Here is a 12875-nt window from a genome sequence, read left to right as displayed (position 1 = left end):
TCGGTTTCAAACGATTGTTTGAATCCTAGCGCCATACGCCGGCGTATGCAAGAGGTTCAGGTTGCGCAATCCGCCGGGCTCAGGCGACGTTCCACCCGGGCGCGACCCGGATTGGAGACCACCACGGCGCGTCCCGGGACCCGCGCCTGAGGGTCACAGACACGGATGGTCAGGTTGCTGCCATAGGCGCTGCCACTGGGCCGGAAACGGACGCGATAGCGACCGCCGGAATGCATCCGCGCGTGGTCGTTTGGGCCCATCACGCGCAGAATCTGTTCGGGTGCCTCCACGCTGCCGTTGCGATCCGGGTCGACGAACACGATCCAGCCGCGGTCCCAGCGGTTGCCCTCGCAGTCCTGGTGATCGGGGCTGGGGCAGGCGATCACGATCTGATGGCGGGTCAGGGCCTCGTTGCGCGCGTACTGCAGATTGGCCATCAGTTCGTTGGTGGCGACGGTGACGCGTTGCCCGGCCAGAAAGCGGCTGAAGCCGGGCACGGCCAGGGACAGGACGATGGCGGTCAGCAACAGTCCGATAAGCAGTTCGATCAGGGTGAATCCGCGTGTTTTGCTGGGCATGGTCGATCCCTGGCCCCGTGGGCCGTCGAGTTCGGGATCATTGTTCTCTCCCGGCGCGCCTCGGGCATCGGGTCGATGCCGCACCATTCGGTAGGAAATCGTCCATCATGCGCCGGGATTCACCCGTGGTTCACCGCCAGCCCGTCTAATTGGCGCCGTGATCGAGAGGACCTGATCGATGTCACTGAAACGAAGTCTTACCGCCTGGTTCAATTCGGACGCGGCCAACGTGCCGGTCGAGGACGAGCGCATCGACTGGGCGAGGATCGTGCCGTTCATCGCCCTGCATCTGGCGTGTCTGGCCGTCATCTGGGTCGGCGTGTCCTGGGTTGCGGTGGCCGTGGCCCTGGCCAGCTACCTGCTGCGCATGTTCGCAATCACCGCGTTCTACCACCGCTATTTCTCGCATCGGACCTTCCAGACCTCCCGGCCGGTGCAGTTCCTGTTCGCGCTGATCGGCGCGGCGGCGACCCAGCGGGGGCCCTTGTGGTGGGCGGCGCACCATCGCCACCATCACAAGGTTGCCGACCGCGAGGCCGATCCCCACTCGCCCCGCCACGGCTTCCTGTGGAGTCATATGGGCTGGTTCCTGTCGCGTCGCCACTTCGCGACCGATCACTCCCAGATTCCCGACCTGGTCCGTTACCCGGAGCTTCGCCTGCTGGACCGCTACGATCTGCTCGTGCCCGTGCTGTATGCGGTCGGGATGTTCGGCCTGGGCGCCTTGCTGGACCGCTGGTATCCGGAGCTGGGCACCAGCGCCTGGCAGATGCTGATCTGGGGCTACTTCATCTCGACCGTGGTACTGATCCACGTGACCTTGACCATCAATTCCCTGGCCCACCTCTGGGGTCGCCGTCGCTACGCGACTCGGGATGACAGCCGCAACAACTGGTTCCTCGCCCTGCTGACCCTGGGCGAGGGCTGGCACAACAACCACCATCACTACCCGGGTTCCGCCCGCCAGGGCTTCTACTGGTGGGAGATCGATCTGAGCTACTACCTGCTCAAGATGATGAGCTGGGTGGGGCTGGTGCGTGGCCTCAAGCCCGTGCCGGTTCAGTTGCGCAACGCGCGACGCATCGAGGCCGCCGGATGAAGATCGCGATCGTCGGCGGCGGCGTGTCCGGGCTGTATGCGGCCTGGCACCTGGCTAGGGAGCATGAGGTCTGTCTGTTCGAGGCCGAGGACCGCTTCGGTGGTCACGCCGACACCCAGCAGGTCGAGGCCGGTGGCAGGAACATCCCGGTCGACTCGGGCTTCATCGTCTTCAACGAGCAGAACTACCCCCTGTTCACGGCCTGGCTCGAGGCCCTGGGGGTTCGCTGGAAGTCCTCGGACATGAGCTTCGCGGTCTCCGATCGGTTGACCGGCATCGAGTACAACGCCACCTCCCTGAACCGTTTGTTCTGTCAGCGGCGCAACCTGTTCCGGCCGAGTTTCCTCGGCATGGTGCGGGACATCCTCCGCTTCTACCGTCAGGCGCCGAGCCTCCTCGAGACCATCGACGATCGCGTGACGCTCGGCGACTGGCTGGAGGGCAGCGGCCTGGGCCGGGCCTTCGGCGAGCAGCACCTGCTGCCCATGGCCTCGGCCCTGTGGTCGGCGCCGATGGGTCGGATCCGGGAGTTTCCGATGCGCCATCTGCTGGCCTTCATGGACCATCACACGATGCTGCAGGTCAACGAGCGTCCGGAATGGAAGACCATCGATGGAGGCTCGCGCCAGTACGTGGAGCGTGCGCTGCCCGGCTGCGGCCAGCTGCGTCGGGCCACACCGGTCCGATCCATCGAGCGCCACCCGGATCACGTGCGCATCAGGACAGATGGCGACGACGAACGCTTCGACACGGTGATCCTGGCCTGCCATTCGGACCAGGCTCTGGCCCTGCTCGACGACGCCGACCGCAACGAACGCATGATCCTGGGGGCCATCGCCTATCAGGACAACGAGACCGTGCTTCATACGGACACGGGCCTGCTGCCGAGCAATCCGGCCGCCCGGGCCAGCTGGAACGTTCGCCGCGACGCGCAGGATCGCGAGCAGTGTCGGGTGTCCTACTACATGAATCTGCTGCAGGGCATCGACGGACCGGAAGACTACATCGTGTCCCTGAACCAGACCGAACTCATCGACCCGGCGAAGATTCTGGTCAAGCGCCAGTACGCCCACCCGGTGTTCACCCCCGAGGCGATCATGGCGCAGCGGCGCTGGGGCGAGATCAACGGCCGGAATCGAACCTGGTTCTGCGGGGCCTGGTGGGGCTGGGGCTTCCATGAAGACGGCGCCCGCAGCGCGCGCCGGGTGATCGATCATCTTGCCGGCCGGGCCGATGGATAGCGCACTGGCCACGGGGACGGTCTGGCATCGCCGGACCGTGCCGCGCCCGCACCGATTCCGCTATTCGCTGTATTTCAGCCTGCTGGATCTCGACGCACTGGAGGGCCTCTTCCAGCGCTCCCGGCTCTGGAGCCTGCGGCGCTTCAATCTGGTCAGTTTCCGCCGCTCGGATTATCTCGGCCCGCCGGAGCTCGGCGTTTCGGAGGCCGTGCGTGAGCGCGTGCACACGGAACTCGGCTTCCGGCCCACCGGGCAGGTGTTCCTGCTGACGCATCTCCGTCAGTGGGGCTTCTGCTTCAATCCGGTGAGTTTCTATTTCTGCCATCACGAGGGTGAGCTGGCCGCCATCGTGGCCGAGGTGCACAACACCCCGTGGAACGAGCGTCGTGCCTACGTGCTCGATGCCCGCGATCAGGCCGGACCCGATTACCGCTTCCGTTTCGACAAGGACTTCCACGTCTCCCCCTTCATGCCGATGGAGCTCGCCTATGACTGGCGCTTCCGCATCGAAGAAGGGCGCGTGGCTGTTCACATGCTTCTGATCGACGGGAACGCAGAATGCTTCCGGGCGGGCATGAGTCTGGCGCTTCAGCCGATGACCTCTCGGTCGATGGCGTGGATGCCCCTCCGTTTTCCGCTGGTCACCCTCAAGGTGGTGGCCGGCATCTACTGGCAGGCTTTTCGACTATGGCTAAAACGAATTCCGTTTCATCCTCATCCGGATCCGTCGCCGAACTCACGATGAGTCGCAGCGAGTTCGCCGATGCCGGCCTTCGTGCCGAAGACTCGGGCGGCCGTCTCGATGGCTGGCTGCGGCGTCGCGTGTCCGAGCGCCTGGCCGCGGCCATCACGCGAGGCCGACTCATCATCGAGGACGCCCAGGGCGTGATCGAGATCGGTGCCGGGGACGAGCTGGTCGCCGAAGTCCTGATCCACGACATGAAGTTCTGGCGCCTGATGGCGACCGGCGGCAGCGTCGGCGCGGCGGAAGCCTACATGGCGGGTCTCTGGGACAGCCCGGACCTGGTGGCCGTCGTCCAGGTGCTGGCGCGCAACCGAAACGCCCTCGATGCGATGGAAGAGGGGGGCGCACGTGTCACCGGCGCCCTGCTGAAGGTCTGGCATCGCTTCAACCGCAACAGTCTGGCGGGCAGCCGGCGCAATATCGCGGCGCACTATGACCTGGGCAACGACTTCTTCGCGGCCTGGCTCGACGAGCGGATGATGTATTCCAGCGGTCTGTACCTGAGCGACGAAGACAGCCTCGAGCAGGCCCAGATCAACAAGCTCGATCGCATCTGCCAGCGCCTCAAGTTGGGCCCCGAGGATCATCTGCTCGAAATCGGCACCGGCTGGGGCGGCCTGGCCATCCACGCGGCGACGCACTACGGCTGTCGGGTCACGACCACGACCATTTCCCGCGAACAGCACGATCACGCAAAGGCCGCCATCGAGCGAGCCGGCCTGAAGGACCGGATCGAGCTGCGCCTCGACGATTACCGTGATCTGGACGGCCAGTACGACAAGCTGGTCTCGATCGAGATGATCGAGGCGGTCGGACACGACTATCTCGATACCTATCTGGGTCGCATCGATCGGCTGCTTCGGCCCGACGGGCTGGCCCTGATCCAGGCCATCACGATCGAGGACTTCCGCTATGCCTCGGCGCTGAAGAGCGTGGACTTCATCAAGCGCTATATCTTCCCGGGCAGCTTCATCCCCTCGGTCAGCACGATCACGGCCTCGATGGCCAGAGCCACGCGGCTGGGGCTGATCGAACTGGCCGATTTCGGGGCCAGCTATGCCAGCACCCTGCGCGACTGGCGCGAGCGCTTCGAAGCGGCCTGGGATCGGATCGAGCCGATGGGCTTCGACGAGACTTTCCGCCGCCGCTGGCGCTTCTATCTGGCCTACTGCGAGGGCGGTTTCCTGGAACGGGCGATCAGCGATGTGCACCTGCTGATGGCCGGCCCGGATTACCGTCCCTCTCGCGCCACGGGACTGACCGGCGAGGCCTGATGCACCGCGACTTCTGGATCAATCAGGGCTTTTTCCAGGCGGCCTGGCCGGCCTGCGTCATCGGCGCGGCCTACGGGCAGCTCTGGATCGGCCTGCTGGTGGTCGGTGCCATGGCGGTCTGGCAGCTGCACCCGGCGCGTCGGCACCCGCAGGACCTCCGCATGCTGGCCGTCTGTGTGGGCCTGGGCATATTGCTGGACAGTTTCTGGGTGCGGGCCGGCGTCCTTGCCTACAGCACCGCCTGGCCGTCGCCGGGCTTCGCGCCCCTGTGGATCCTGCTCCTCTGGGTCGCCCTGGCGCTGGTGATCAACCACTCGATGGCGGCCTTCAAGCAGCGCCTGCTGCTGATCGGACTGCTGGGTGGCATCGGCTCGCCCATGTCCTATTTTGCCGGGGCTCGCTTCGGCGCGGTCGAATGGCTGGCGCCGGCCTGGGCCGTGGTGCTGGCGGTCGGCCTGAGCTGGGCGCTGCTGCTGCCCTTCCTGTTCTGGTTGAGTCGACCCGAAGTGAAGGCTTCGGCGGCTCGATCATCCCTGACCACCGACAACGCTGGAGTCGAAACCGAATGACCCCGATCGAACTGGCCGAGAAAGGCCTGGCCCCCGACTGGTTGATCCGACGAGGGATTCGTCGACTGCTGGCCCAGCGCCTGCGCGACGAATTCGATCGCGACCCCGAACAGCAGGCCGAGCGTACCCAGGCCCTGATGAACGAACTGGCCGAATCGGCGATCGCCATCGAGACCGATGCGGCGAACGAACAGCACTACGAGGTGCCGGCCGCCTTCTACAAGCTGGCCCTGGGGGCGCGGTTGAAGTACTCCAGCGCCCTCTATCCGCCGGGTGTCAATGATCTGGACACTGCCGAAGAGGCGATGCTCGAGGCCAGCTGCGCGCAGGCCGAGCTGGCCGATGGTCAGCGAGTGCTCGAACTCGGCTGCGGTTGGGGCTCGCTGACGCTATGGATGGCCAGCCAGTACCCGAACAGTCGCATCACGGCGGTCAGCAACTCCGCCTCGCAGCGCGCCTTCATCGAGCAGCGCGCCCTCGAGCTCGGTCTGCACAACGTCGAGATCCGGACCTGCGATGTCAATCAGCTCGAACTCGACGAACGCTTCGATCGCGTCGTGTCCGTGGAGATGTTCGAGCACGTGCGCAACTACCGCGTCCTGCTGAACCGGATCGCCGGCTGGCTGAAGCCGGAAGGCAAGCTGTTCGTGCACATCTTCTGTCACCGCTACCTGGCCTATCCCTTCGAGACCGAGGGGGAGGACAACTGGATGGGGCGGTATTTCTTTACCGGCGGCCTGATGCCGGCGGCAGACACCCTGCTGCACTTCCAGGACGACCTGGCGCTGGAAGATCGCAAGCTCTACTCCGGGACCCATTACGCCCGTACCTCGCGAGCCTGGCTGGACAACATGGACGCGCGCAAGGACGAGTGCCGTCAGGTCATGCAGCAGATCTATGGCGACGACGGCGAGATCTGGCGCCAGCGCTGGCGCATGTTCTTCATGGCCTGCGAGGAGCTGTTCGGCTACGATGAGGGCAATGCCTGGATGGTGGCCCACTATCGTTTCCGACGTCGCTGATCAACCATGTCCTACCTGAACCGAATCCTGAAAGGAGGCTTGAATACCAAGCTGGTTCGGGTGTTCGTGCTGCAGGTGCTGGCCATCAGCGTGGCCACGGTGATGGGCGTCTACGGGGCCGCTCTGGTGGTCGAGAAGGTGCTGGTGCAGGAAGCGCTCAATGGCGAGGCCGAGCATTTCTGGGCCAACTACCGCGAAGACCACAGCTTTCCGCTGCCCAACACCAACAATCTGCGCGGTTACATGGCGCGCCAGAGCAGCTTCCACGGTGTCCCCGAATGGCTGCAGGACGTCCCGGCCGGCTTCCAGCGCGTCGATGCGGGCAACGGTGAGCGGCCGGTCGTCTTCGTCAGCGACGAGGGGGCCGACCGGCTCTACCTGGTCTTCGACGAGGTGCAGGTCAGTTCGCTGGCCTTCTACTTCGGTATCGCGCCCCTGACCGCGGTCCTGCTGCTGATCTATCTGCTGACCTGGATCGGCTACGTGCTGTCGCGGCGGGCCGTGTCGACGGTCGTGCAGCTGTCCGAGATGGTGCGCAACTACGACTTCAACTCGGGCCAGTTCGAGAAATTCTGCCCGGAATCCTTCGGTGACACCTCGGATTCGGAGGTCGTGACCCTGGTCAATGCCTTCAACCAGTTCATCGAGCGCATGGAGGCCTTCATCCAGCGCGAGCGGAACTTCACCCGCAACGCCAGCCATGAACTGCGCACGCCCCTGGCGGTGGTCAAGGCCAATCTGGACCTGCTCAAGAAATTCGATGAGCCCGAGCGTCGGCAGCGGGTTGTCGAGCGGATGTCGCGCACGGTACGCGACATGGAGGCCCTGGTCGAGACCCTGCTGATCCTGGCCCGCGAGACCGAATCGAAACTGAACTGGTCTTCGGTCGTGCTGAACGACCTGGTCGCCGAGATCTTCGATCAGGTGGTTCGCGCCGTGCCCAAGGCAGAGGTCAGCGTCGGCATGCACGCGCGCGGCCTGCTCGAGGTCGACGCGCCGGAGCGGGTGCTGGCTATCGTCTTCACCAATCTGCTGCGCAACGCCCTGACCTATACGGAAAAGGGGCGGGTCGATGTGTTCATCGATCACCGGGGCGTGTCGATCAAGGACACGGGTTGCGGCATGAGCGAGGCGGATCTTGAGCGCATGTTCGAGCCCTTCTACCGCGGTCATGACCGCAGCAACGAAGGCTATGGCCTTGGCCTGGCGATCGTCCGCCGTCTCTGCGACCGCTTCGGCTGGTCCCTGCAGGCCGACTCCGAGATCGGAGTGGGTACCGAGATTCGCGTCGGATTCCCGCGCGCCAGCTTCAAGCGCTTCAGCGACGCCTCGGACTGAGACCGGCGCCCCGTCGGGCTATCATTGCGCTTTTCCACCAGCCTGAACGAGCAGCATGGACATCCAGGAGGCGAGGGCGCGAGCCGGTTCCAACATCGCGCTGGTCAAGTACTGGGGCAAGCGTGACGAGGCCCTGAACCTGCCGGCAACCGGCTCCCTGTCGATCACCCTCGACACGCTGCATACGGACACCCGGCTCGTTCCCGACCCGAGCCTGGCGGCCGATCAGTTCGAACTCAACGGTCGCCCGGCCGACCCGGCGCGTCTGCGCGCCTTTCTCGACCGCTTCCGCGCCCTGGCCGGTCGCGAAGGCCATTTTCAGGTCATCAGCAGCAACAGCTTCCCGACCTCGGCGGGCCTGGCGTCCTCCGCCTCGGCCTTTGCGGCGCTGGCGGTGGCGGCCAACCGGGCCTTCGGCCTCGATCTCTCGCCGACTCGCCTGTCGGAGCTGGCGCGCCAGGGTTCGGGCTCGGCCGCGCGCTCGATCTTCGGCGGTTTCGTCGAGATGGCGCGCGGCGAAGCGCCCGACGGCAGCGACTGCGTGGCTCGCCCTCTGGCCCCGGCCGAGCACTGGCCCCTCGAGGTCGTGGTGGCCGTGACCAGCGAAGAGGCCAAGTCCGTGTCCTCGAGCGAGGGCATGCGCCGCACCATGCGGACCTCGCCGTATTACCCGGCCTGGGTCGAGCAGGTCGATCGCGATCTGGCGCTGGCGCGCGAATCGATCCTCTCCAGGGATTTCGCCGCCCTCGCCGACGTGGCCGAAGCCAGCGCCCTGGCCATGCATGCCTCGGCCCTGGCCGCGCGGCCGGGGGTGATCTACTTCAAGCCGGCCACGCTGGCCTGCCTGGAGCGGGTTCGCGAGCTGCGCGCCTCCGGGCTGGACGTCTTCTTCACCGTCGATGCCGGCCCACAGGTCAAGGCGATCTGCCGGCCCGAGCATCGCCGGCCCGTCGCCGACGCGCTGGCGGAACTGCCCGGAGTGCACCGTGTGCTCGAGGCGCGGCTCGGGCCCGGCGCCGTCGAGCTGCCATGAGCATGCTGGCCCAGGCGCCGGGCAAGGCCGTTCTGATCGGTGAGTACGCGGTGACCGATGGCGGTGCGGCCCTGTCCCTGGCCGTCGATCGTCATGCGCGAGTCCGGTTGAGCGCTTGCGGCCACGGAGGCTGCCGCATCAGTGCTCCCGAGCTGGGCCTGTCGTCCGTCGCGTTCACCATCGACCCGGATTCCGGCGTTCTCTGGGATCGTCGCGCCGCGGGCTTCGAGCGCCTGCAGCGAACGGCCGGGCTGATCAGCCACCGTGTCCTCGAACTTCAGCAGGCCGGATTCGAGCTCGAACCCTTCCGCCTGGACATCGACACCCGGGCCCTCTACCTCTCGCACGACGCCCGTCTCATCAAGCTCGGCCTCGGGTCCAGCTCGGCCGTCGCGGTGGCGGTGGACGCGGCGATCGGCGGCCACGCCGGGCAGGCGGCCGAGGACGCCGATCAGGCCCTGGCCCGCCTGCTGCCACCCTATCGCCACGGCCAGGGCGGGGAGGGCAGTGGCATCGATTTGGCGACCAGCCTCTACGGCGGGTTGATCGAGTTCCGGCCGACCGCATCCGGCGCCGAGGTCCGGCCCCTCGATCTGCCGGCGAACTTGGAACTCCGTTTTGCCTGGACCGGTGCCCCGGCGTCCACCCCGGCGCTGCTGGCCCGCTATCGCGCCTGGTCGAGGGAAACGCCCCGCAAGGCCCGCCAGTGGCAGCTCGCCGCCGCGCAGATCGTGGCCGACGCCCGCGCGGCCATCCAGGCCGGAGATGCCGCGTCCCTGGTGGCCTGCCTGGGCGAATACGGCGACAGAATGGGTACAATGGGCGATTGGATGGGCGTGAATCTGCTCGACGGGCAGCACGCGGCCATCATGGAGCAGGCCGAACGCCTCGGTCTGGCCGCCAAGCCCAGCGGTGCAGGGGTCGGAGATCTGGCCCTGATCGCGGGGACCGAGCCCGATCGCATGCTGGACATGAGCCGCTGGCTGGCCCAGCGGGGCATTCCGGAGCTGGTCATGCAGGTCGACCGGAACGGTGTTCGGCTCGAGCGGTCAGAATCAGGCGGGGATTCGGGGCGCTGAGCCCGGCTTATCCATCGGCCTGGCCGAGACCTTTTTCTGGAGTTTGCAAGACATGGATCGATCGCGGATACCGCAGTTCTACAAGATGAGCGTGCCCGAGCGCGTGCGCACCGTGCGCGACCGCGGCCTGCTGGACGCCGAGGATTACCAGAATCTGCAGTCCGGCCGGCACACCCTGTCGGTCCAGCTGGCCGACAAGATGATCGAGAACGTGGTCGGCGTGATGGGGCTGCCGGTCGGTCTGGGTCTGAACTTCCTGATCAACGGCAAGGACTACGTCGTGCCCCTGGTGGTCGAGGAGCCCTCGATCGTCGCGGCGCTGAGTTCGGCGGCCAAGCTGGCCCGCCAGGCCGGCGGCTTCCAGGTCGAATCCCAGGAGCCGATGCTGATCGGCCAGGTGCAGATCGTCGACGTGCCCGACACGGCCCGTGCCCGCGCGGCCCTGCTGCAGCGCAAGGCGGAGATCCTGAACCTCGCCAACAGCCTGCACCCGAAGATGATGGCCCGCGGCGGCGGCGCCAAGGACCTGGAAGTCTTCATCCATCCATCCCAGGGCCCGGGCGGCGACATGGTCGTGCTGCATCTGCTCGTCGACACCCGTGACGCGATGGGCGCCAACCTGGTCAACACCATGTGCGAAGGCGTGGCCTCCCTGGTCGAGACCATCGCCGAGGGCCGGGTCTTCCTGCGCATTCTGTCCAACCTGGCCGACCGCGCCCTGGTGCGCTCGAAGGTCCGCATTCCGACGGCCCTGCTGACGGGCAAGGGCTTCGACGGCGAACAGGTGCGCGACGGGATCATCGTCGCCAATGACTTCGCCCGCGTCGACCCCTACCGGGCCGCGACCCACAACAAGGGCATCATGAACGGCATCGACGCCGTGGCCCTGGCCACCGGCAACGACTGGCGAGCCATCGAGGCGGGTGCCCATGCCTACGCCGCCCGTGGCGGCCGCTACACGTCGCTGACCCAGTGGTCCAAGGCCGACAACGGTGACCTGATCGGCGAGCTGGAAGTGCCGATCAAGGTCGGCACGGTCGGTGGTCCCCTGCAGACCAACCCCACCGTGGCGCTGAACCTGCGCATGCTCGGCGTCCAGTCCGCCCGTGAACTGGCCGAGGTGATGGGCGCCGTGGGTCTGGCCCAGACCTTCTCGGCCCTGCGCGCCCTGGTGACCGAAGGCATCCAGCAGGGCCACATGACCCTGCACGCGCGCAGCGTGGCCACGGCCGCCGGCGTGCCGCCGGAGCTGTTCGACACGGTCGTCGAGCGCCTGATCGCTTCCGGCGAGATCAAGATCTGGAAGGCCGAGGAGATCATGGCCTCGGTCAGCGCGCAGGCCACGCCGACGCTCAAGACTGAAACGCCGGACACCCTGGAAGGCGAGGCCCTGGGCGCCGGTCACGGCAAGATCATCCTGCTCGGCGAGCATTCGGTCGTCTACGGCCGTCGCGCGATCGCCGCACCCATTCCACTGGCGATTCAGGCCCGCATCGAGGACACGCGCGAAGGCATCGAACTGATCATCCCGCGCTGGGGCGTGGAGCAGCGTCTGGACTTCGACGCCAAACGCCCGCCGTCCTTCACCCGCTCGATGGCGCGCCTCCTCGAGTCCCTGGGCCTGACCGGCCGCGGCATGCGCATCGAGATCTTCCCGAACGTGCCGCGCGCCATGGGCCTGGGCGGTTCGGCCGCGCTGGCCGTGGCTGTCATTCGCGCGATGAACGTGCACTTCGGCCTCGGGCTCAGCGATGCCCGGGTCAACGAACTGGCCTTCGAGTGCGAGAAGTTCGCCCACGGCACGCCGTCGGGCCTGGACAACACTCTGGCGACCTATGGCGACGTGACCCTGTTCCGCGCCGGCGAGCAGCCGATGCGTGAAGTCATCGAACTGCCCGAGCCCCTGCCGATCGTGATCGGCATGAGCGGGGTCGAGAGCCTGACGGCCAAGACCGTGACCCGCGTGCGCGAAGCCTGGAAGAAGAACCCGGCCATCTACGAACGCATCTTCGACGAGATCGACGGCCTGGTCGGCCTGGGCCTCGACGCGCTCAAGACCTCCGACTACGACACTCTGGGTGAGATGATGAACGTCTGCCAGGGCCTGCTGAACGCCATGCAGGTCTCGAGCTGGGAACTGGAAGAACTGATCCAGATCGCCCGCAACAACGGCGCCCTGGGCGCCAAGCTGACCGGTGGCGGCGGCGGTGGATCGATCATCGCCCTGGCCCCCGAGAACAGCGCCGGCGTGGCCCGCGCCATCCGTGCCGCCGGCTACCATGCCATCGAGGTCACCGTCGGTGGCGCTTGAGCAGGCCGGGCCCGCGCGCGTCGTCTCCTCGGAGTCCGAATCGCTGATCCTGGTCGACGAGAACGACCAGGAAATCGGCCTGCTGTCCAAGGGCGAGGCCCACGACGGCGACGGCCTCCTGCACCGCGCCTTCTCGGTCTTCCTGTTCGACGAGCAGGGCCGCCTGCTGATCCAGCAGCGCGCCCCCGGTAAAAGGCTCTGGCCCGGCTACTGGGCCAACAGCTGTTGCTCGCACCCGCGTGCTGGTGAAAGCCTCGAGATCGCTACCCAGCGCCGCATGGAAGAGGAGCTGGGCGTCACCGCCGAACTCGAATTCATCTATAAATTCCGTTACCAGGCCCGCTACGAGGACCTGGGCTCCGAGCACGAACTCTGCTCCGTCTTCCTCGGCCGCACCCGCGAATCCGAACTCAGCCCCAATCCCTCGGAAATCGCCCAGTGGCGCTTCGTGAGCCTCGACGAAGCCGATGCCCTGGTGGCTGATCGCGGCGCTCCTGTGGCGCCCTGGTTCCGGATGGAGTGGCGAGCTTTGCGCGGCAAGTACGCCGAACCGCTGGCCTGTTTCTGTCCCCGCGCCTGAGGACTC

Annotated in this window: 12 protein-coding genes; 11 read left to right on the top strand and 1 reads right to left on the bottom strand. The window is 66.6% G+C overall.

The window, feature by feature from the left end; genetic code table 11:
- Window positions 1-56: 56 nt before the first annotated feature.
- Window positions 57-578 (bottom strand): GspH/FimT family pseudopilin, encoded by a 522-nt coding sequence (locus WM2015_RS09690; protein WP_169751140.1) that lies wholly within the window; start codon window positions 576-578, stop codon window positions 57-59.
- A 178-nt stretch (window positions 579-756) separates the two neighbouring features.
- Between WM2015_RS09690 and WM2015_RS09685 the strand changes: the two genes are divergently transcribed.
- The 11 genes from WM2015_RS09685 to idi are packed head-to-tail and all read left to right on the top strand — an operon-like array spanning window position 757 to window position 12869.
- Window positions 757-1677, top strand: a complete 921-nt coding sequence (locus WM2015_RS09685; RefSeq protein ID WP_049725852.1) for an acyl-CoA desaturase — start codon at window positions 757-759, stop codon at window positions 1675-1677.
- Window positions 1674-2918 (top strand): NAD(P)/FAD-dependent oxidoreductase, encoded by a 1245-nt coding sequence (locus WM2015_RS09680; RefSeq protein ID WP_049725851.1) that lies wholly within the window; start codon window positions 1674-1676, stop codon window positions 2916-2918. Before WM2015_RS09685 ends, WM2015_RS09680 begins: the two co-directional genes overlap by 4 nt.
- Entirely contained in the window at window positions 2911-3663 is a 753-nt protein-coding gene (locus tag WM2015_RS09675) for a DUF1365 domain-containing protein (protein WP_049725850.1), read from the top strand. The genes WM2015_RS09680 and WM2015_RS09675 overlap by 8 nt, the downstream gene beginning before the upstream one ends.
- Window positions 3660-4937, top strand: a complete 1278-nt coding sequence (locus WM2015_RS09670; RefSeq protein ID WP_049725849.1) for an SAM-dependent methyltransferase — start codon at window positions 3660-3662, stop codon at window positions 4935-4937. The genes WM2015_RS09675 and WM2015_RS09670 overlap by 4 nt, the downstream gene beginning before the upstream one ends.
- Window positions 4937-5506: a DUF2878 domain-containing protein gene (locus WM2015_RS09665; RefSeq protein ID WP_049725848.1), complete on the top strand. Its 570-nt coding sequence runs from the start codon at window positions 4937-4939 to the stop codon at window positions 5504-5506. The genes WM2015_RS09670 and WM2015_RS09665 overlap by 1 nt, the downstream gene beginning before the upstream one ends.
- Window positions 5503-6528: an SAM-dependent methyltransferase gene (locus tag WM2015_RS09660; protein ID WP_049725847.1), complete on the top strand. Its 1026-nt coding sequence runs from the start codon at window positions 5503-5505 to the stop codon at window positions 6526-6528. Before WM2015_RS09665 ends, WM2015_RS09660 begins: the two co-directional genes overlap by 4 nt.
- A 39-nt stretch (window positions 6529-6567) precedes the next feature.
- Window positions 6568-7866 carry a sensor histidine kinase gene (locus WM2015_RS09655; protein WP_169751139.1) on the top strand — a complete coding sequence of 433 codons (1299 nt, stop codon included), beginning with the start codon at window positions 6568-6570 and terminating at the stop codon, window positions 7864-7866.
- A gap of 55 nt (window positions 7867-7921) precedes the next feature.
- Entirely contained in the window at window positions 7922-8899 is a 978-nt protein-coding gene (gene mvaD, locus WM2015_RS09650; RefSeq protein WP_049725845.1) for a diphosphomevalonate decarboxylase, read from the top strand.
- Window positions 8896-9978, top strand: coding sequence for a mevalonate kinase family protein (locus tag WM2015_RS09645; RefSeq protein ID WP_049725844.1), 1083 nt, complete (start codon window positions 8896-8898; stop codon window positions 9976-9978). Before mvaD ends, WM2015_RS09645 begins: the two co-directional genes overlap by 4 nt.
- Window positions 9979-10030: 52 nt before the next feature.
- Complete coding sequence (locus WM2015_RS09640; protein WP_049727045.1) at window positions 10031-12289, top strand: hydroxymethylglutaryl-CoA reductase, degradative; 2259 nt, start codon at window positions 10031-10033, stop codon at window positions 12287-12289.
- Window positions 12279-12869, top strand: coding sequence for an isopentenyl-diphosphate Delta-isomerase (gene idi, locus WM2015_RS09635; RefSeq protein ID WP_245609754.1), 591 nt, complete (start codon window positions 12279-12281; stop codon window positions 12867-12869). The genes WM2015_RS09640 and idi overlap by 11 nt, the downstream gene beginning before the upstream one ends.
- Window positions 12870-12875 lie beyond the last annotated feature (6 nt).

The organism is Wenzhouxiangella marina, from assembly GCF_001187785.1.
Classification (GTDB): domain Bacteria; phylum Pseudomonadota; class Gammaproteobacteria; order Xanthomonadales; family Wenzhouxiangellaceae; genus Wenzhouxiangella; species Wenzhouxiangella marina.
This window is presented reverse-complemented; position numbering and strand designations above follow the sequence as displayed.